Source organism: Pseudomonas sp. AL03 (genome assembly GCF_029960815.1).
Classification (GTDB): domain Bacteria; phylum Pseudomonadota; class Gammaproteobacteria; order Pseudomonadales; family Pseudomonadaceae; genus Aquipseudomonas.
Window position 1 is genome coordinate 58832 of the sequence record NZ_JASBRE010000013.1, and the last position, 18927, is coordinate 77758.

Sequence of the window (18927 nt, forward strand, 5' to 3'; positions counted from 1 at the left end):
ATTACCGAAAAGCGCCGCCGCTTATCCTTTTCCGTTTGCGCCGGACAGGGCACAGCTGGTATCTGTACGCATAACCAGTACTCGCTCGCCATGGCCTTTTTTCCTGTGACTGCAAATCCTCTCGACGATCCGTTCTACTACTTGAACAACTTCATGCAAGTGCTTGATTGGCTTGAGCATCGCTATGCCGATGTGTTGAGTGTCGAAGAGCAACACTTCATCCGCGAGTTCAATCGGTTGCCCCTTGAGTCCAGGGCGCTGTTGGTCAGGATGGTAATGCGCAAGGGGAATCACTTCAGGGCGAGCAAGCTGCACTACCTCGAAATCGGCGACACCGCCATTGCCGCCGGCCCATTGCTGGCGCTGGGCTGGATCGATGAGCAATTACCGTTGTCGATCGATGCGCTGTTCGAGGTGTTGCTCAAGGCAGAAATCCTCCAGTGTTTTAGCACCAGCATCGACCAGCCCAAGGGAAAAAAGACCGATTGGCTGCCGGTACTGAGCGAGCGGTTTCTCCAGGCTCAACGCTTCGGCCAGTGGTGCCCGTTGCTGGATGACCGATTGTTCAGCCTGACCATCATGGGCCTGTGCGACCGGCTGCGTTTGATGTTTTTCGGCAATCTTTACCAGGATTGGTCCGAGTTCGTGCTGGCTGACTTGGGCATCTTCACCTATGAAAAAGTCGAGTTCTGCGCCGATTCCCGAGGCCTGCGCAGCCGTGACGACGTGGATGCCTGCCTCTTCCTTCATGAGTGTCAGCAGCATTTCGAGGCCGGCGTGCCCGTGGAAGGCATTGTCGAGCAGATCAACGGACTGGCGCTGAGCAATCCCTGGCTGCAACGACGTCGCGGCAAATTGTTGTTCCAGATCGGTCAGCATTGCGAGCGCATGGCGGATTTCTCGACTGCCCTGATGATCTACCGCGAGTGTGCCTATCCCGGCGCGCGCCTGCGGTTGATTCGGGTGTTGGAGCGCTGCGGTGAATACCAGTTGGCCATGGACCTGGCCGTCGCGGTGGAGCATTCGCCGGAAAGTGCCGCCGAGCAGCAACAATTGCTGCGTGTGCTGCCCAGACTGCGGCGCAAGCTTGGCGGGCCGGTGACCAAGCGCGTATCAACACGGGAGATGCTGCGCCTGGACCTGCAACTGCCCAGAACCGACCCGGCGTTGTCCGTGGAGTATTACGTTCAGGCGCATTTGGCGGAAGATTCGGCACCGGTGCATTACGTCGAGAACAGCCTGGTCAACTCGCTGTTCGGTCTGCTGTGCTGGCCGGCGATCTTCGCACCGTTACCGGGGGCATTTTTCCACCCGTTCCAGCGTGGGCCGGTGGATCTGCTCAATGAAGACTTTCACGCGCGCCGCGCGGGGCTGTTCCAGGACTGCCTGGCTGAACTCGATGACGGGCGTTACCTGCAGACGATTCGTGAACGCTATGCCAGCAAGTGGGGCGTGCAGTCGCCCTTTGTGTTCTGGGGTGTGCTGAGCGAAGAGTTGCTGGATCAGGCACTCGATTGCCTGCCGGCCGAACACCTCAAGCACTGGTTCAATCGACTGTTGTTGGACATCAAGGCCAATCGCGCGGGGATGCCGGACCTGATCCAGTTCTGGCCGCAGGACAAAACCTACCGGATGATCGAAGTCAAAGGGCCCGGTGATCGCCTGCAAGACAATCAATTGCGCTGGCTCGAGTTCTGCCATGAACACCAGATGCCGATTGCCGTCTGTTACGTGCAATGGGCGGAGCAGAGCGTGTGAGCTACAGCATCGCGGTGCGGGCGCTGTGTGAATTCACCGCCAAGGTCGGTGACCTCGACCTGCGTTTTACGCCCTCGCCGACGGCGCTGGAAGGGATTGTCGGGCACCGTACGGTGGCGTCCCGACGTAACGAGGGCTACCAGAGTGAAGTCGCGCTTGAAGGCTTGTATCAAACGTTGAAGGTGAAGGGCCGGGCCGACGGCTACGACCCCGTGCAAAATTGCCTGGAAGAAGTCAAAACCTATCGCGGAGACTTGAGCAGGCAACCCGCCAATCACCGTCAATTGCACTGGGCGCAGGCGAAGATTTACGGCTGGTTGATGTGTCAGAAACTGGAGCTGGCGCAGATCAATCTGGCCCTGGTCTACTTCGACATCGTCAGCGAAAAGGAAACCTGTCTGGTCGAGGCGTTCAACGCCGCGGAACTGGGGCTGTTCTTCAAAGACCATTGCGCAGTGTTCCTGCACTGGGCCGAACAGGAAATGGCTCATCGCGCAGGGCGTAATCGGGCCGCGCAGCACCTGGCGTTTCCCCATGCCGACTTTCGCCCCGGGCAACGGCATCTGGCAGAATCGGTGTTCAAGGCCGTCAGCACCGGTCGTTGCTTGATGGCCCAGGCGCCCACGGGAATCGGCAAGACGGTCGGCACGTTGTTCCCGATGCTCAAGGCCCTGGCGCCGCAGCAACTGGACAAGGTGTTCTTCCTCACGGCGAAAACCCCGGGGCGCAAACTGGCGCTGGACGCCGCGCAGGTGATCCTTGAGAGCGCCGACGCGCCGCCCTTGCGGGTGCTCGAAATGATTGCCCGGGACAAGGCCTGCGAGCATCCGGACAAAGCCTGTCACGGCGAATCCTGCCCGCTGGCCCAGGGGTTTTATGATCGCTTGCCTGCCGCTCGCCAGGCAGCCAGCGAATTGAGCCTGTTGAACCAGAGCGCATTGCGCCAGGTCGCTCTGGAACACGACGTCTGTCCCTACTACCTGAGCCAGGAAATGGCCCGCTGGGCAGACGTGGTGGTCGCCGACTACAACTACTATTTCGATTTCAGCGCGCTGCTGTTCGGGCTCGCCCAGGCCAATAACTGGAAAGTCGCAGTGCTGGTGGACGAAGCCCACAACCTGGTAGAGCGCGGCCGGCAGATGTACAGCGCCAGCCTCGACCAATCCACCCTCAACGGCGTACGAAAAACCGCGCCTGAGGCGCTGAAAAAAACCTTGCAGCGGGTCAACCGTGAGTGGAATGCCTTGCATAATCTGCAACTCGGCGCCTATCAGGCCTATGACAAGGCTCCGGAAAAACTGCTCCAGGCGTTGTCGTCGTGCAGTGCGAGCATCGGCGATTACCTGAACGATCATCCTCAAGGCCTGGACGGGGCGTTACAGACCTTCTATTTCGACATGCTGCAATTTTGCCGCGTGGCCGAACTCTTCGATGAACAGTTCCTGTTCGACATCAGCAAGCGCGACCTCGACCGCAAGCGCAACCTGTCGCAGCTGTGCCTGCGCAACGTGGTGCCCGCCGGCTTCATCCGCCCGCGCTTGACGGCTGCACGCAGTACCGTGCTGTTTTCCGCGACCCTGAGCCCTCGCCACTACTATGCCGATCTGTTGGGTACGCCAGCGAACACGGTGTGGATAGACGTCGAATCGCCGTTTCATGCCGACCAGTTGCAAGTGCACATCGTCAGTCAGATCTCTACGCGGTTCGTCCATCGCCAGTCATCTCTCGCGCCGATCGTCGAGCTGATTGCCCGGCAGTTCAGACAACGTCCCGGCAACTACCTGGCGTTTTTCAGCAGCTTCGATTATTTGCAGCAAGTGGCGCAGTTGCTGGCCCAGAGGCATCCCGACATCAATCTGTGGTCGCAGTCCCGGGGCATGGGGGAAGGGCAGCGTCAGGACTTTCTCGATCAGTTCACCGCCGACAGTCAGGGCGTTGGTTTTGCGGTGCTGGGTGGGGCTTTCGGCGAAGGCATCGACTTGCCCGGTGCACGCCTGATCGGTGCGTTCATCGCCACCCTTGGGCTGGCGCAACTCAACCCGATCAACGAGCAGTTGAAACAGCGCATGGCGGCGATTTTCGGCGCCGGTTATGACTACACCTACCTGTTTCCCGGTGTGCAGAAAGTGGTGCAGGCGGCGGGGAGGGTGATTCGTACCCAGCAGGATCAAGGGGTGGTGATGTTGATCGACGACCGGTTTGACGATAGCAAGGTCAAGCAGTTACTGCCGCGCTGGTGGTCAATTGCCCCGAGGCTTTTTCACTCAGTCGAGTAGGATTTTTACTTTAAAAACATCGACATATCTTGAAAGACACGCCTATTTGAAAAAACAGCGAATGCCCGCTTTATTCAAAGGGCGAGTCATCACATTCAAACCAATCTTTGATAAGGAAATCAAGGTATGTCAGCAGCACCGAAATACACGTACACCCCTGAGCAGGTCACCGCAGCATTCGATGAAATAAAAGCGAGGCTGTTCTGCGGCATCACGGTCGAGGCAATCCCCAAAATGCTGGTCGTTGCCGGGCTGCAAGGGTCAGGTAAAACCTATCTGCTGGAAAAGAATCTGCTGCCTTCAAAACGCTACGACAACTATGTTCGTCTGTACCTGCCCGACTACCGCAAAAAACACCCCCAATACCCAGAGATGATCAGACTCGGCGTCTTGCATGCGTATGAGCATACCGAGGCATTCGTCCGAGAACTCAGCGCGAAGATCTTTACGCAGGTCTTCACCGGCAAATACAACATCATTATGGAATGTGCGTTCGACAGTATCGAATTCGCGGCTTTTCCACCGACGGCAACAGCCCAGGGTTATCAGTTCGAGACTCACATCGTTGGCTGCACTCAAGAGTTTGCTCATGTGTCGAGTATTAAACGAGCACTCAAAAGCCTTGAAAATCAAGAAATGGAAAGGTTTCTCACGGTGTCAAAACTGAATACCAGCATGGGTTACGCACAAGCGATCATCCTGGCTTTCGAGACGGCTGCAAAGGCAGTCAGCGGTTCGCAAATCACTGTGTACGAACGTGGGTTCGGTGTGTTGAACGAGCGGACGGTGCGTGCTCAGAGCACCTACACCAAAGCTGCCGACGGCTCGGTGACTACAACGACGACCCTGAGGCCTTTTGAGTACATCGTTTACTCGCGCATTACGGATAACCACGTTTTCGCGGTGAACGGCCACTACGAAATTGTCAAAGAATGCCATCTGGCATTGCTCAAGGCCGGGACGCATGCCTCCTATGTCCCAGCCTTTGTCTACAACGACCTGTACACCTACATCGCCAAATACGTGATCCGATAACACTTTACGTCGAGAGGTGCTTTGGGGCTTTCCAAAATCCCGGCTTGTCGCATACTCCAGAAAAACAACAGTGACGTGAGGGATCAATGAGCGCGGCCGGACCAAAGCCAGCGCCATCGAGGACAGTCGTTTTCGCCTGTTGATCGATGCTGTGATTGACTACGCGATCTACATGATTGATCCCGATGGAATCATCACCAGCTGGAACGCTGGCGCCAAGCGTTTCAGGGGGTATGAGGAGGCCGAGATTCTCGGCCAACACTTCTCGCGCTTCTATACCGAAGAGGACCGCCGTGCCGGTTTACCCCATCGAGCACTGGACACGGCGATCAGGAAGGGGCGTTTTGAGGGGGAAGGCTGGCGGGTTCGCAAGGACGGCACGCATTTCTGGTGCCATGTGGTTATCGATCCGATTCTCGACCCGTCGGGCACGTTACTCGGGTTTGCCAAGATCACCCGTGATATCACCGAAGTCACACAAGCCCAGCAGGCCCTGGAACAAACCCGCGAAGCGCTGTTTCAGGCGCAGAAGATGCAGGTCATCGGGCAACTCGGTGGCGGTATTGCCACGACTTCAACAATTTGCTGACTGTCATCCTCGGCAATCTGAAAATCATCCGCAAACGCGTCGGGGGCATTCGAGAATTACCCGATTGGTGGACAACGCCACTCAAGGTGCCTTGCGTGGCGTCACCCTGACTCAGCGCATGCTGGCGTTTGCCAGGCGCCAGGCGCCAGGCGCTCAAAGCCGAACCCGTCGAGATCCCGGCGCGGGTGCAAGGGATCACAGGACCGTTGCGCAGCTCCCTCGGACCTTCCGTGGTGCTCGAAACGTGTTTTTCACCAGAACCCAAACCGGTTGTCTGTGCGTGTTGGTGGTGGACGACGACAGCCTGGTTTTGACGAGTACCTGCCTGTTGCTCGAGGACCTGGGGCATCGAGTGATCAGTGCAGCGTCCGGTGCACAGGCGCTGGCAATGTTCGACAGCAAACAGGCGATTGATCTGGTTATCACGGACATGGCCATGCCGCAGATGAATGGCGCGCAACTGGCGCAGGCTATCCGGGTCATGAAGCCGAGCCTGCCGATCATTCTTGCCACCGACTGCTCAGTTCGCTCAACGCCTGGCCGGGGATTCGCGCGGCATACGACATCATCGATCATTGGCATTTCAAGCAGAGTCAATTGCTGCGCAGTGAGCCCTTGATGGGGCTTGCTTACGATGATTCGCCGCTGTTCAGTGAGATGGAATCGTCCCATAAGGGATATCGCAAGTCGTTGTTATTTTCCGTGCGTACGCCGTGGGTTTTCGCCACGTTCTGGGTGCTGCTGGGCAGCTATGCGTTTTACATCCAGGTGACCAACCCCGGCGCGTGAACCGAACAACCAAGAAGGCCCGGCATATGCCAGGCCATTTGCTGTCCCGCCACCTGCATCAAGCCGCCAGATTGGCTGCACTCATTTCTTTCTTGTACTGGGCCTTCAAACTTTCCATTTGCGCGCCCAATTCTTCCAGGGTGGCTTTACCCAGCAGTTTTTTGGCCTGAGGAAACATTTCCGTTTCCTCTTCTTCGATGTGGTGCTCCAGCAGTTCCTTGACCACTTTCACGCGACCGGCGAATTCCGGGGTGGACGGGTCGGTGACTTTCAGGTCTGGTAGCACCAGCGAATCAACGGTGCGATGTTCTTCCTTGGCTTCGTAATACATGATGTCCTGCTCCTTACCCCCGGCTTTCTTGTACGCCGGGTACAAGACTTCTTCTTCGAGACGGGTGTGAATGGCAATCTCCATTTCGAGCTTGGCCAGCAACTCGCTGCGCTTTTTCACACCACGTTCGGTGGATTCGCTTAACTGGGTCAGGATGCCTTTTACACGTTCATGGTCGGCTTTCAACAGGTCAATGGCGTTCATGGTCGAATCTCTCCAACGAGTCAGGGGTGAGCGCGAACGGTCTCAAGGCCGAAAGTCGCTCATAGTCCTTGAGCATTTGTCGTGCCGATTATCCGGTGCGATAACTTGCTTATAAAACAATAGTTTGAAGTGACTAATGGCAATCTGCGGTCATGCAGCCTGCATGAGTCTGGACATTGACTCATGCAGTTCGCAGTGGAGCATTGATGTCCCAGACAATAAAAAGCCCGGCGACTATGCCGGGCTTTTCAGGTTCATGTTCTGGGTTCGAGCGGCGGGTGCAAACGATGAGCGTTTTGTGTGGACAGCGAGACAGGTGGGAAATCCTCGTTGAGCACCCGCAAGTGCTCGATCGCCTCCTGGAACGTAAAGTCGGCTTTTCTGCGCATGGCCTGATAACGATCAAACAGCTCCACGTCCATGTCACTGCCCTCGAGTAATGCAAAAGCGCTGCGGCTCAGCGCCTGGGCCTCTTCAAACATTTGACGATTACGTTCCAGGGCGAATGCCCGGCAGGCTTTGATTTCATCGGAGGTGGAATAGTGAATCATGACCAGCACCTGATTTTCTCGAGGTCTCTTTTGATAGGCATCGACGCCACAGGGGAACCGAACCTGGCAAGTCCCGCCGTGCAAAAGCCGGGAGGGATTAAGGTTGTGACCTCCAGGATCGCAAAAGGATTTCAATTTTATGAGCGTTAAAATTCGATAGTTCCGGCCCTAAACGCACAGACATAAAATCAAACATCCTGTTTTTTTTGCCGTTCATATCGAATCAGGAGCGGTTGAGTGCTGAGCCCGTGGATGAGGATGCTTAGGGCGACCACCGACAAGGTCAGGTCGATACAGAGCGTTGACATCGACTGGCCCAACCCATGATTAAGGGCATAAAACAAGTAATACAGACTGCCGATGCCGCGTATGCCGAACCAGCCAATCAGCATTCGCTGGCGACTGTTGAGCAACCCCCCCCAGGGCATGGCGACGACGCACAGCGGTCGAATCAGGCAAAACAACACGCCGGCGATCGGCAACGCGCGCCAGTCCCAGTGCGCCATCAGCACTACGCCGAGCAGTGTCACCAGAAATACTTCCATGGCCCGTTCCACCAGGCTGCCGAAGGCGAGCATGTCGCCCATCATGATGCCCGCGGCGACCTGAGTGTCTTCAAGGCTTGCGGTATCACCATGAACGGCATGCTGCGGCTCGACGTTCTGATGACCCACAACAGGCTGAACCAGATGCTCGGCGGGAAGCTCGTCATCGCCCGTGGATTTGACTTCTTCGTGGCGCAAACCCAGTCCGGCGGCGAACACCGACAGAAAGCCGTAACCGTGAATCGACTCGGCCCCGACATACGCCAGGGCGATCAAGGCGAGGGCGAGGTAATCATTAGGGGACAGGGTGCTGTCGTCATTCTTGATGCGCATTAACAAGGTCAGGCGGCCAATACCGCGCCCCATCCAGTAGCCAGTGAGCAAGCCGGCCGGGACTGCCCACAACAGACTGCGCAGCACCCAATCGCTCAGCCAGCCGGGGTTGCCGTCGTGTTGCACCAGGAGCAGTCCGAGGATCACAAACGGGAAGGCTATCCCGTCATTGAGCCCGGCTTCACCCGACAGCCCGAAGCGCACGCTGTCATCATCCCGGGCATCGTTGACTTGCACCAGGGCGGCGAGTACCGGGTCGGTGGGCGCCAGAATCGAGCCGATCAACACGGAGGCGCCCCAGGACAGTTGGAAGCCGTAATGCAGCAACAGGCTGACGCCAGCAATGGTCAGTACCATGACCGGGCCGGCCAAGCCGTAGGCGATGCGCCAGGTTTTATCCTTGAGCGGCAAGCGCAACTTCAAACCGCAGACAAACAACGAAAAGAGCACCGCGACTTCCGTCAGGTGCTCCATCCAGGTGGACGCATTATCGGTGTCCAGTTTCAACAGCCCAAGCCCCGCGGGCCCGATGGCCACACCCAGCACCAGACACACCGCCGACGTGGTCACCGGCATCCAGCGCAGGTACGACGACGTCAGCGCCAGCGTCATCAGCACCGCACCCAACACCGCCACCCATACAATAAAACTCATGCTCTGTACTCGCCGGGTGCGTGCCGCGATGAAGGGCCTTTGGCAATCAACCGACGGTCGCGCGCAGGTATTCCGGTGTCAGTACGTTGAACCACAGCAGGATCATTGAAATCAGCATGGTGGCCAGCACCAGCAATCCGACGCCCCAGACGCAAGCAGCATTCAGCAGGCCTTGTTCCTTGCGCTCGTGCATAAAGGTCGGCAAGCCGACAAACAGCAGAAACGTGGAATAGATCGCCGCCGCCCCCAGCACCAGGATCGCCAGCCAGCGGCTCGGGTATAAACCAGCGAAGCCTGCAAGGAAAAACGGCGTCACGGTGTAGGCCACAAATCCGATGCATTGATTGACGGTCGGTCGCGTGTCAAAGGTGCGCGACATCCAGCGGATGAACAGCCCCATCAGCGCAACGCCAGCGACGATGGTCACGTACAGCAACACGCAAAGTTGCAATGCGCTGGCGGTGCTGAGCTTGACTGTTTCATTCGCGGCCAGGCTCCAACCAACATAGGTGGTCCCGACAAACAGGCACACGGCGGGGATCAAGGCGAGCAGCAGTAAATGAGCGAGGTAGTGGCGTGGATGCGCTTCCTCTTCCTTGCGGATATCCGTCCACGCGAAGTTCGGTTGGGTAAACAGCTTGATGATAGGTGCGGACATGATGACCTCCTGATCTGGAGCGGCCCATAGCAGGTGGCCCTAAACGTATTGAGGAGCGAGTTCTGACAGGGTTCACTTTTTTATCCCTGAACCGAGCGTGGTCCGATAAAGGGAATGTTTGGAGACGACGAAGGTCAACCGAGCAGCTCTCCTTTCTGGATGATTTGCCATGAGCATCAGCCAATCCGTGGTCGAGTACTTGCGTCAAAACAACTTGCTGCTGACCACCGCCGAGTCTTGTACGGCGGGGGCATTCCGGCCGGCACCATTTGTTTCGTCTGGGCCTGTCAGACCGGGCAGGGGTGCATCCGATGAACGATGAATCCGGCCATACCGATTACCACAGCCGCGACTATCCGGTGCGCGAAGACATGACGCATCAGGTCAAGGTCTGGCGATTCGAGCGTTGGGGCTGGTACACCCTGGTGCTGTTGGTGTTGCTGGCGCTGCTCGGGCTGTTTTCACGCGGGCCGCTGAGCACCCGGGATGTTCACGGTGACGACGGCAAGGTCCGGGTGCAATACGAGATGTTCCACCGCCACGGATCGTCCAACCCGATGCAGATCAGCGTGAGCGGTGCGCCCAATGCCACCGTTGAGCTGGAACTGACCGGGGCACTGCTGGACGGTTTCAACATCGAAACCCTGCAACCGCAACCCCTGCGCGCCATCAGTGGCGGGCAGGGCATGACGCTATGGGTGCAGACCGACGCTCAGGGCCAGGCAACCCTTTATCTGACGTTGCGCGGCGATGGGCTGGGACTGTTTCGCAGCCGCATTGCATCGCCCGGCGCCATGCCCGTGAACCTCGATCAATTCATTTTCCCTTAGGTGACCTATGGACTCGGTATTGCGCGCGGCCGCGATGTATCTGGCGCTGATGGTGCTGTTCAAGATTGCTGGCCGGCGTTCTTTGGCCGAGTTGACGACATTCGATTTTTTGCTGTTGATGATCATCGGTGAGGCGACGCAACAGGCGTTGCTGGGCGATGACTTTTCCCTGACCAATTCGATGTTGGTGATCGTCACGCTGATTGTCATCGACGTCGGCCTGTCGCTGCTCAAACAGCGTTCGCAATGGATATCACAGCTGATCGATGGTGGGCCGACGATCATCGTCGAGAATGGCAAATTTCTACACAAACGCCTGCACCACGCGCGATTGATCGAGGCCGACATCATGGAAGCCGCACGCTCCAGTCAGGGCATCGAGACTCTTGATCAAATCAAGTTTGCGATCCTGGAGCGCAACGGCAAGATATCGGTGATTGCTCAAGAGCGGTCGTGAAGTTGGCAATCGCGCCCTTGGTGGTGGCGTAAGGCAGGAGGGTAGGTTTGGGCATGTCCGAATTGACCGAGCGGGTGTTGATGATCGAACTTGATTGTTCCCACGCGGGAGTGGGAACAATCAATCAAAAGGTTAGGCCTTTCGATTGAGCAAACTGCGCTCCATCCGCGCGATGCCTTCTTCCAGCAACGACCGTGGGCAGCCGAAATTCAGGCGAACGAACTGTTTGCTGTCGTCGCCGAATTCCAGGCCCGCGCTCAACCCGACTTTGGCGTGTTCAAGGAAGAACTGCTGTGGGTTGTCCAGCTCCAGCGCCGAGCAATCGAGCCACGCCAGATAGGTACTTTGGGGCACGTTCATAGTGACACCCGGCAATCGGGTGCGAACGGCGTCGACCAGGTAATCGCGGTTGCTTTGCAGGTAGGCCATCAGCTCGACCAGCCATGGCCCGGCTTCGCGGTAGGCGACGCGGGTGGCTTCCAGGCCCAGCGGGTTGACGCTGTCGACCAGTCCGCAGCGCGCGTGGTTGACCCGCTCGCGGATGGCCCTGTCCTGAATGATCATGAACGACGTTTTCAGCCCGGCGATGTTGTACGCTTTGCTCGCCGACATCAGCGTGATGGTGCGCTTGGCGATTTCCGGGCTCAACGTTGCGATCGGCACATGCCTGCGTCCGTCGAAGCACAGTTCGGCGTGAATCTCGTCGGAGATAATCCAGGCGTCCTGTTCCAGGCAGATGTCAGCCACCGCTTGCAGTTCTTCCCTCGGGAAGACCTTGCCCAGCGGGTTGTGTGGGTTGCTCAGCAGCAGGGCGCCGCCACCTTCCAGGGACTGGTGCAAGGCGTCGAGCAGCGAGGCATACGTACCGTCCGCCAGCGCGTCGAAATTCAGTTCGACCTTGTTCAGCCCCCAATGGCCCGGCGCATGGCGCAGCGGCGGGTAGTTGGGCGTCTGGACCACGACGTTCTGCTGCGGCTGGACCAGCGCATGCAGGGCCATATTGAAACCCGACTCCACGCCTGGCAGAAAAATCAGCGCCTGAGGCTCGACGCGCCAGGCGTACTTGTTCCAGAGGTCGGCGACGATGGCATCGCGCAAGTCATCCTGGGCCACGCTGTAGCCGAGCATCGGGTGCTCCAGACGTTTTTGCAGGGCCTGGATGATCACCGGCGGTGCGGAGAAGTCCATGTCGGCCACCCACATCGGCAACACGTCAGCCGGGTAACGGCTCCATTTGGTACTGCCGGTGTTGTGGCGGTCGAACACCTGGTCAAAATCGAAAGTCATGCTCAGTCTCATAAAAGGCGTGGTTGAACGTGGGGCAATGATAAGCGCCAGTTTGATCCGTGGCGACAGAATGAGCCGCAGCACCGCCGACGGTCGGTTTTCACACAATACGCTGATGCAGTGTCTACAGCTTTAAGTGTCGGCAGCCAGACTGCCGCCACCGTGATTGTCCAGAAGAACCCGATAAAAGCACCGGGTTTCCACCTGACAGAAGTGCACGATGGACCTCAACCGTCGTCAGTTCTTCAAGGTCGCCGGTATCGGCCTTGCGGGCTCGAGCCTCGGCGTGCTGGGCATGGGCCCCGGCGCCAGCCTTCGCCGAGCAGGTGCGCCCCTCAAGGAAGGCAATAGCGCCCGGTGGCGCGGCCGGGCTTCAAACCCGGGATGAGCAGAAAGGGATGCTCGGCCAGCAGCTCATCAGCAAACAGCTGCTGATTGGGCGAGAGTTGAGACGGGATGAGCCAATTCGGGTTCGACGCATCTTCGGGCTGAACAATCTTGATGAAATTCGAATCCAGCACTTCGAAGCACGTCAACACGTGAGGCACCCTATCGAGCGTATCGAAGCCTGCGTGGGCCGCGACTTCCAAAATGGCAGTGGACGGGAGGGTTCCATCGACCACTGGATTGCTGCGCACCAATGCCACTGTCCCACGTGTCCTTGAAGACCTCGTGGTCAAGGCGCCAAGCGTGCCGCTTCCCATCCCAGGGCAAAGGATTCATTGATAAACCCCGTGTCCAATCCGGGTCAAATAGTCCTCGACTACCTGGAAGCCAAGCGAGTTGTCGATCAGCTCCAGCGGGATATTTCCGTCCAGGTATTTGCAGGGTTTCTTCAACCAGTCCTCAGCCAACAGCTGATTGCCAAACACGTTGATGGCGTGCTCCAGGGCCTGCGCATACTGGAAGGCGACTGTACTTTGTTGTTGGTTTAGCCGCACTGGTTTGGTCTCCTTCGCTAAGCGCTGGACGGTCCTGAGGGACTTCCCTGTAATGCGCTGAACAAGGCCGTGCGCCATGTAAAGATCGGATATAGAAAGCATGTCCCTGACGTCGCTCTGGTCAAAGCCTTCCTGTGTGTATCGGATGATCAACAGGCGCGTATCACCTTTGCGGCCATGTAACAGCACCTCAGTCGGCTTTCGGGTAACACTCTTTGTCTCCGTCGCTACGACTGCTTTCCCTGTGGATTTGACGGCAGGCTTGTCTGCTTGATGGCACTGGATCAACTCGACCCGTCTGAGTAGCCACTGCCTCTGTGGCGAGGGGGCTTGTCGGAACGCCGCACCGCCCCTTTCGGCCCTGTAGCAGCTGTCGAGCTTGCGTTCGGTTGCGCAGCCGGATGCAGGCTTCGCCAGCTGCTACAAGGTATGCGTTACTACTGAAATGGCATTACCACAACGCCCAAGTTTTTCGCGCTCGGCATCAGCACGCAATAGAAGTTATGGCGCGGGGCTGCCTGTCATTGCATCACATAACGCCCCGGTGCCGACTCTATCGCCGGGTATTGCGTGTTACCGGTGTGCAGCACGGAAGGCTGGCGTTCGCCGGACTGTTCAGCCAGCCAGACGAACCAGTCATTCCACCAGCTACCGGCATGTTGCTCGGCATTCTTGAACCAGGTTTCAGGGTTTTTAGTGACCCGATTGTTGGTCCAATAGTGGCGCTTTTCCTTGGCCGGTGGGTTGATCACTCCGGCGATATGCCCCGAAGCGCCCAGCACAAAACGCTTGGTCCCGGAGAGCAACTCGGTGCTGGCGTAAGCGCTTCTCCACGGCACGATGTGATCGTCATGGGTGGCGAGGATGTACGCCGGAGCATCGATGGCGCGCAGGTCCAGCTTGACCCCGCAACAGTCCAGCTCACCGGATTTCAAGTCGTTCTGCAGATAGGTGTGACGCAGATACCAGCAGTACATCGGGCCTGGAAGGTTAGTGCTGTCGTTGTTCCAGAACAGCAGGTCAAGGGGGATCGGTTTCTGGCCCTTGAGGTATTTGTCGACGTTGTAGTTCCACCACAAGTCGTTGGGGCGCAGCAGCGAGAAGGTGTTGCCCATGTCCTCGCCCTTGAACAGGCCGATGGGACCATCCAGGCCGCCGATGGTGCGCTCGCGGTAGGCCACCAATTGTTCGTCGACGAAGATGTCGATGGGGCCGGTATCGAGGTAGTCGAGGAAGGTGGTTAATAGGCTCACGCTGCCGATCTCGCGGTCGCCGCGCGCCGCCAGGACGGCCAGCGCCGAGCTCAACAAGGTGCCGCCGATGCAGAAACCGACGCAATTGGGCCGCTGCTCGCCGCTAATCTCGCGGGTCACTTGCAGGCCTTTGAGGATGCCGGTTTCGATCAGGTCATCCCAGGTGGTGCCTGCGTGTTCCTGGTCGAAGTTGCGCCACGACATCAGAAACACCGGGTGTCCTTGTTTCAACAGATGGCCCACCATCGAGTTGTCCGGGCGCAAGTCGAGAATGTAGTACTTGTTGATTGACGGCGGCACGACAAACACCGGGCGCCGATACTGGGTTTCGGTTTGCGGGTAATACTGAATCAGCTGGAAGAGTTCGTTCTCGAAGACCACTTCGCCGGGGGTGTTGGCGAGGTCGACGCCCACTTTGAAAGCGCCGGCGTCGCACTGGCGCATCTTGCCTTCTTGCAGGTCGCTGGCCAAGTGCAACAGGCCAGTGAGGAGGCTGCTTCCCTGAGTATCGACGACCCGTTGCAGCGCATCGGGATTACTGGCCAGAAAGTTACTCGGCGCCCCGGCAGCAATGGCTTGTTCCACCAGATACAGCAGACGCTGGCGCGGTTTTTTGTCCGGGATCGCTAACTTTTCCAGCAGCTTGAGCAGAAACCCGGCGTTGAGCAGGTAAAAGGCGGCGAGGGAGCCGAACAGTGGCTGGCTCCAGTTGCCGCTGGCGAAACGTCGATCGTCGAAGGTGAAGGGCTGACCGGTCAGCAGACGTTGGCCGAGTTCGCCCCATTGCTGCTGGTAATCCGATTGAAGGCTGTCCAGGGTACCGCGCGGCAGGTCAAACCACTCGTTGTATTCTTGTCCGGTAAACCACGGATTGGTGCTGACCCAGAGACGTAATTGTTGCACTGCATAGGAGGCAATGAACGGTACCTGGCCTGACCAGAAAGTGTTGAAGGTATGCGCGTTGTTGTCCATGGAACTCCTTGCCCACTTACGTAAACCGAGCGAAAAAAAGCCGCGGCGCCGGACTTCGGCGCCGCGTCAGCCACTTAAACGAACACTCCTGTGTTCTAGCGCTCGATCACCAGGCTGACGCCCTGGCCGCCACCGATGCACAACGTGGCCAGGCCTTTTTTGCCGTCGCGACGAATCAGTTCGTGCAACAGCGACACCAGAATCCGCGCGCCCGATGCGCCGATCGGATGACCGAGGGCAATCGCGCCGCCGTTGACGTTGACCTTGCTGGTGTCCCAACCCAGTTCTTTACCGACCGCCAGTGATTGCGCAGCGAACGCTTCATTGGCTTCAATCAGGTCGAGGTCGTCCAGGGTCCAGCCGGCTTTCGCCAGTACCAGGCGGGTGGCCGGTACCGGGCCGATACCCATGATCGAGGGGTCCACACCGGCACTGGCGTAGGCCGTGATGCGTGCCAGCACCGGCAAGCCGAGGGCCTTGGCCTTGGCGGCGCTGGCCAGCAACAGCACGGCGGCACCATCGTTGAGGGTCGACGAGTTGCCGGCCGTCACGCTGCCGTCTTTCTGGAACGCGGGTTTGAGGTTGCTTAATGCTTGCAGCGTGCTGTTCGGGCGCGGCTGTTCATCGGTGTCGAAGGCCAGCGGCTCACCCTTGCGCTGAGGGATCAGGATCGGGGTGATTTCACGCTTGAAGTAACCCGCTTCGATGGCCGCAGCGGCTTTCTGTTGCGAGGCGGCGGCGAAAGCGTCCTGCTCTTCGCGACTGAGGTCGTACTTCTGCGCCAGGTTCTCTGCGGTAATGCCCATGTGGTAGTCGTTGAAGGCATCCCACAAACCGTCCTGAATCACGCTGTCTTGCAATTGCGCATGACCCAGACGCAAACCGGTGCGTGCCTTGGGCAGAACATAGGGCGCCAGGCTCATGTTTTCCTGACCGCCGGCAATCACCAGTTCGGCGTCGCCACAACGGATGGCCTGGACCGCAAGCTGGACCGCCTTGAGTCCCGAACCACAGACCTTGTTCAGGGTCAGGGCAGGGGTGGTATGGGGCAGGCCGGCCTTGATGGCCGCCTGGCGTGCGGGGTTTTGCCCCGAGCCTGCGGTGAGTACCTGACCGAGGATCACTTCATCGATCTGCGAGCCGTCCAGACCTGTCTCTTCCAGCAGGCGGCGAATGACCGCCGCGCCCAGTTCGGTGGCTGGAATCGCGGACAAGGCGCCTTGAAAACTGCCAACGGCGGTACGTGTAGCGGCAACGATTACGACTTCGTTCATGCGTGACCTCATAAAAAAGACAACATTCGTCTAGCGCGAGCAGGGCGCCCTTGCCCTGGCCGGTCTACTGCATGTTCATGCCGCCGTTGACCGAGAAGTCCGCGCCGGTGCTGTAGCCCGATTCATCGGAAGCCAGCCAGGCCACGATGGAGGCGATTTCTTCGGGTTGGCCAAGGCGCCCGACCGGTGTGGCTGCGATCATGGCGTCGAGAATGTCTGGACGGATGGCCGCGGTCATACTGGTCTGGATGTAGCCTGGGGAGACGGTGTTGGCGGTCACGCCCTTGCCGGACACTTCCCGGGCCAGAGCCATGGTGAAGCCATGGATGCCGGCCTTGGCCGCGCTGTAGTTGGTCTGGCCGAACTGGCCGCGCTGACCGTTGATCGACGAGATGTTGATAACCCGTCCCCAACCTTTGGCCAACATCCCTTCAATCACCTGTTTAGTGGTGTTGAACAGGCCAGTCAGGTTGGTGCCGATGACTGCATTCCAGTCTTCCGGAGTCAGTTTGCGAAAGGACGCATCGCGAGTGATGCCGGCGTTGTTGACCAATACATCGATGGGGCCGAATTGCTCACGTGCCATCTCGAACGCTTTGCGCGTTGATTCCCAATCGGTGATGTCGCCATAGATGCATTCGAATTGATAACCCGCCTCCAGTTGGCTCGCCATCCATTCGTTCTTGCGGGCGGAGTCAGAGCTGCAGCCCACGATGACCTTGAATCCTTCCTTGTACAGGCGTTGGCTTATCGCAGTGCCAATCCCACCCATACCACCCGTGACCAACGCAATACGACTAAGCGACTTCATACACTCTCTTCCTTTTTGTGTTTTGCGCTGCAAGATGGGTGGATTGTTCGGTATTGGCGGGGTGTGCGGAAGTGTTGAGAGGTGACTGTGTGGTGTCCAACGGTGCCATGCATGGAATGAAACTGAACTGTTCACTGCTGTTGGCATCGCCAAGCGGCTGCTACAGGGCGACGAATGGCGTGAAATAGTGGCTAAAAATCAGGACTACCTATACTGGGATCAATATTGGCCACTAAACACCCCGTTAGCATTTCGATTCAACGCAGATCAGTTATGGCTCCGGACAGGATGTTCGGTTCCACAGGTCATTGAGGACGCCATGTATAGAATGAGTTCAGGCTATGCCAGCGTGCTGGTAAATACGCTCTCGGCTCAAGGACTGGATGTTGCCAGTCTGTGTCGGGAAGCTGGACTAGACATTAATCTCGCGAACACACCAGGAGCGTTTTGCGAGCGAAGGAATATCTATCGATTATGGGAGCTGGCCGCTCAGGCCTCGGGCGATCCGGACATCGGCTTGAAGGCCTATGGAAGTTTCCACCCCGGCAGCTTTCAGATCGTCGGCTACACCATGATGTCCAGCCTGAATCTGAAAAAAGCCCTTGAGCGCCTGGTCCGTTTCAGTCCGTTGATTGGCACCGGTTTCAGCCTTTTCTTTACATCGGAACAGCAGAATTACCGGCTGTCCGGGCTCGATCATCAACAAAAAGGTTCGGTCAAACCTCGCCAATACACCGATGCAGCGCTGGCTTCATTGCTGGGTTTCTGCCGTAAGCTGGCGGGCGGCAATTCACCGCACCCCTTGAGCGTGGGTTTCACTTATCCCGAACCTGAAGACACCTCCGAGCATCGACGGCTGTTTGGCTGCGACCTGCATTTCGACGCGCCTTACGACAGCATTTTGTTTGACGAGCAGGAGCTGCTACGTCCGTTGAGCATGGCCAACGAAGCGTTGGCGGTGCTGCACGACAGTTTTGCCGAGGCTCAACTGGATCTGCTGTTTGGTTTCTGCATTGTCGGCACGGTTCGCGCGTTGATTACCGAGCGCTTGAGTCAGGACCAGGGGCAGTGCGATATGGAGTCGATCGCGACAGCATTGAACATGAGCAAGCGGACGCTGCAACGCGCGCTGGAAAAGGAAGGGACGCAATTCAAGGACGTGCAGAACGATGTGCGCCGGCAATTGGCCGATTTCTACCTGCGCCATTCTCACTTCAACATGAAGCATGTCGCGTATCTCCTTGGTTTTCATGATCACAGCAGTTTCAATAAAGCCTGTAGCCGCTGGTTTGGCATGACACCCGGTCGGTACAGGGCCGATGAACCGTTTGAAATCGAGGAGGCCGCGCCGGTGTGACGCAGTTCTCCTCAACGTAAAC

16 protein-coding genes and 4 pseudogenes are annotated in these 18927 nt (G+C 57.9%); 9 read left to right on the forward strand and 11 right to left on the reverse strand.

Going from position 1 to position 18927, the window contains the following annotated elements; translation table 11 throughout:
* The first annotated feature begins 90 nt into the window (after window positions 1-90).
* The 5 genes and pseudogenes from QK293_RS14565 to QK293_RS14585 all read left to right on the forward strand — a co-directional run.
* A complete protein-coding gene (locus QK293_RS14565) occupies window positions 91-1758 on the forward strand; it encodes a VRR-NUC domain-containing protein (RefSeq protein ID WP_282378018.1) in 1668 nt (555 codons plus the stop codon).
* On the forward strand, window positions 1755-4034 hold the full coding sequence (locus tag QK293_RS14570) for an ATP-dependent DNA helicase (RefSeq protein WP_282378020.1): 2280 nt from the start codon (window positions 1755-1757) through the stop codon (window positions 4032-4034). The genes QK293_RS14565 and QK293_RS14570 overlap by 4 nt, the downstream gene beginning before the upstream one ends.
* Before the next feature lie 126 nt (window positions 4035-4160).
* Window positions 4161-5069 (forward strand): zeta toxin family protein, encoded by a 909-nt coding sequence (locus QK293_RS14575; protein WP_282378024.1) that lies wholly within the window; start codon window positions 4161-4163, stop codon window positions 5067-5069.
* Between the two features lie 82 nt (window positions 5070-5151).
* Window positions 5152-6172 (forward strand): annotated as a pseudogene (locus QK293_RS14580) (PAS domain S-box protein); the annotation flags it as partial.
* Window positions 6173-6174: 2 nt separating this feature from the next.
* A pseudogene (locus QK293_RS14585) lies at window positions 6175-6447 on the forward strand (hypothetical protein); the annotation flags it as partial.
* A gap of 58 nt (window positions 6448-6505) precedes the next feature.
* On the opposite strand, the gene QK293_RS14590 reads toward QK293_RS14585, so the two are convergent.
* The 4 genes from QK293_RS14590 to QK293_RS14605 form a co-directional block, all read right to left on the reverse strand.
* On the reverse strand, window positions 6506-6982 hold the full coding sequence (locus QK293_RS14590) for a hemerythrin domain-containing protein (protein WP_282378026.1): 477 nt from the start codon (window positions 6980-6982) through the stop codon (window positions 6506-6508).
* 254 nt (window positions 6983-7236) lie between these two features.
* A complete protein-coding gene (locus tag QK293_RS14595) occupies window positions 7237-7533 on the reverse strand; it encodes a hypothetical protein (RefSeq protein WP_282378182.1) in 297 nt (98 codons plus the stop codon).
* Between the two features lie 188 nt (window positions 7534-7721).
* A complete protein-coding gene (locus QK293_RS14600; RefSeq protein WP_282378027.1) occupies window positions 7722-9065 on the reverse strand; it encodes a sodium:proton antiporter in 1344 nt (447 codons plus the stop codon).
* A 46-nt stretch (window positions 9066-9111) separates the two neighbouring features.
* Window positions 9112-9723, reverse strand: a complete 612-nt coding sequence (locus tag QK293_RS14605; RefSeq protein ID WP_282378029.1) for a Yip1 family protein — start codon at window positions 9721-9723, stop codon at window positions 9112-9114.
* Between the two features lie 169 nt (window positions 9724-9892).
* Between QK293_RS14605 and QK293_RS14610 the strand changes: the two genes are divergently transcribed.
* The 3 genes from QK293_RS14610 to QK293_RS14620 are packed head-to-tail and all read left to right on the forward strand — an operon-like array spanning window position 9893 to window position 11010.
* Window positions 9893-10045: a CinA family protein gene (locus QK293_RS14610; RefSeq protein ID WP_282378031.1), complete on the forward strand. Its 153-nt coding sequence runs from the start codon at window positions 9893-9895 to the stop codon at window positions 10043-10045.
* Entirely contained in the window at window positions 10035-10553 is a 519-nt protein-coding gene (locus QK293_RS14615) for a hypothetical protein (RefSeq protein ID WP_282378033.1), read from the forward strand. Before QK293_RS14610 ends, QK293_RS14615 begins: the two co-directional genes overlap by 11 nt.
* A gap of 7 nt (window positions 10554-10560) precedes the next feature.
* The gene (locus QK293_RS14620) at window positions 10561-11010 is read left to right on the forward strand and encodes a YetF domain-containing protein (RefSeq protein WP_282378035.1); all 450 of its coding nucleotides are present in this window, start codon (window positions 10561-10563) and stop codon (window positions 11008-11010) included.
* Here QK293_RS14620 and QK293_RS14625 read toward each other — a convergent pair.
* From QK293_RS14625 to phbB, 7 genes and pseudogenes are all read right to left on the reverse strand, one after another.
* Window positions 11006-11101: pseudogene (locus QK293_RS14625) on the reverse strand (NAD(P)-dependent oxidoreductase); the annotation flags it as partial. The gene QK293_RS14620 and the pseudogene QK293_RS14625 sit on opposite strands and share 5 nt — an antisense overlap.
* Window positions 11102-11142: 41 nt before the next feature.
* Window positions 11143-12297: a PatB family C-S lyase gene (locus QK293_RS14630; RefSeq protein WP_282378037.1), complete on the reverse strand. Its 1155-nt coding sequence runs from the start codon at window positions 12295-12297 to the stop codon at window positions 11143-11145.
* A gap of 380 nt (window positions 12298-12677) precedes the next feature.
* Window positions 12678-13020, reverse strand: a pseudogene (locus QK293_RS14635) (RES family NAD+ phosphorylase); the annotation flags it as partial.
* Complete coding sequence (locus tag QK293_RS14640; RefSeq protein ID WP_282378185.1) at window positions 13017-13427, reverse strand: antitoxin Xre/MbcA/ParS toxin-binding domain-containing protein; 411 nt, start codon at window positions 13425-13427, stop codon at window positions 13017-13019. The pseudogene QK293_RS14635 and the gene QK293_RS14640, both read right to left, overlap by 4 nt.
* 332 nt (window positions 13428-13759) lie before the next feature.
* Window positions 13760-15463, reverse strand: a complete 1704-nt coding sequence (gene phaC / locus QK293_RS14645; protein WP_282378039.1) for a class I poly(R)-hydroxyalkanoic acid synthase — start codon at window positions 15461-15463, stop codon at window positions 13760-13762.
* 95 nt (window positions 15464-15558) lie between these two features.
* Complete coding sequence (locus QK293_RS14650; RefSeq protein ID WP_282378041.1) at window positions 15559-16737, reverse strand: acetyl-CoA C-acetyltransferase; 1179 nt, start codon at window positions 16735-16737, stop codon at window positions 15559-15561.
* A gap of 64 nt (window positions 16738-16801) precedes the next feature.
* Window positions 16802-17548 carry an acetoacetyl-CoA reductase gene (phbB, locus tag QK293_RS14655; RefSeq protein WP_282378043.1) on the reverse strand — a complete coding sequence of 249 codons (747 nt, stop codon included), beginning with the start codon at window positions 17546-17548 and terminating at the stop codon, window positions 16802-16804.
* A 319-nt stretch (window positions 17549-17867) separates the two neighbouring features.
* On the opposite strand from phbB, the gene QK293_RS14660 reads away from it, so the two are divergent.
* Window positions 17868-18905: an AraC family transcriptional regulator gene (locus QK293_RS14660; protein WP_348775352.1), complete on the forward strand. Its 1038-nt coding sequence runs from the start codon at window positions 17868-17870 to the stop codon at window positions 18903-18905.
* Window positions 18906-18927: the final 22 nt, after the last annotated feature.

What these genes read in the sequence shown, in the direction of transcription:
- QK293_RS14565 (WP_282378018.1), top strand. Translation starts at nt 91, where the DNA reads ATGGCCTTTTTTCCTGTGACTGCAAATCCTCTCGACGATCCGTTCTAC.
- QK293_RS14575 (WP_282378024.1), top strand. Translation starts at nt 4,161, where the DNA reads ATGTCAGCAGCACCGAAATACACGTACACCCCTGAGCAGGTCACCGCA.
- QK293_RS14590 (WP_282378026.1), bottom strand. Translation starts at nt 6,982, where the DNA reads ATGAACGCCATTGACCTGTTGAAAGCCGACCATGAACGTGTAAAAGGC.
- QK293_RS14595 (WP_282378182.1), bottom strand. Translation starts at nt 7,533, where the DNA reads ATGATTCACTATTCCACCTCCGATGAAATCAAAGCCTGCCGGGCATTC.
- QK293_RS14600 (WP_282378027.1), bottom strand. Translation starts at nt 9,065, where the DNA reads ATGAGTTTTATTGTATGGGTGGCGGTGTTGGGTGCGGTGCTGATGACG.
- QK293_RS14605 (WP_282378029.1), bottom strand. Translation starts at nt 9,723, where the DNA reads ATGTCCGCACCTATCATCAAGCTGTTTACCCAACCGAACTTCGCGTGG.
- QK293_RS14610 (WP_282378031.1), top strand. Translation starts at nt 9,893, where the DNA reads ATGAGCATCAGCCAATCCGTGGTCGAGTACTTGCGTCAAAACAACTTG.
- QK293_RS14615 (WP_282378033.1), top strand. Translation starts at nt 10,035, where the DNA reads ATGAACGATGAATCCGGCCATACCGATTACCACAGCCGCGACTATCCG.
- QK293_RS14620 (WP_282378035.1), top strand. Translation starts at nt 10,561, where the DNA reads ATGGACTCGGTATTGCGCGCGGCCGCGATGTATCTGGCGCTGATGGTG.
- QK293_RS14630 (WP_282378037.1), bottom strand. Translation starts at nt 12,297, where the DNA reads ATGACTTTCGATTTTGACCAGGTGTTCGACCGCCACAACACCGGCAGT.
- phaC (WP_282378039.1), bottom strand. Translation starts at nt 15,463, where the DNA reads ATGGACAACAACGCGCATACCTTCAACACTTTCTGGTCAGGCCAGGTA.
- QK293_RS14650 (WP_282378041.1), bottom strand. Translation starts at nt 16,737, where the DNA reads ATGAACGAAGTCGTAATCGTTGCCGCTACACGTACCGCCGTTGGCAGT.
- phbB (WP_282378043.1), bottom strand. Translation starts at nt 17,548, where the DNA reads ATGAAGTCGCTTAGTCGTATTGCGTTGGTCACGGGTGGTATGGGTGGG.
- QK293_RS14660 (WP_348775352.1), top strand. Translation starts at nt 17,868, where the DNA reads ATGTATAGAATGAGTTCAGGCTATGCCAGCGTGCTGGTAAATACGCTC.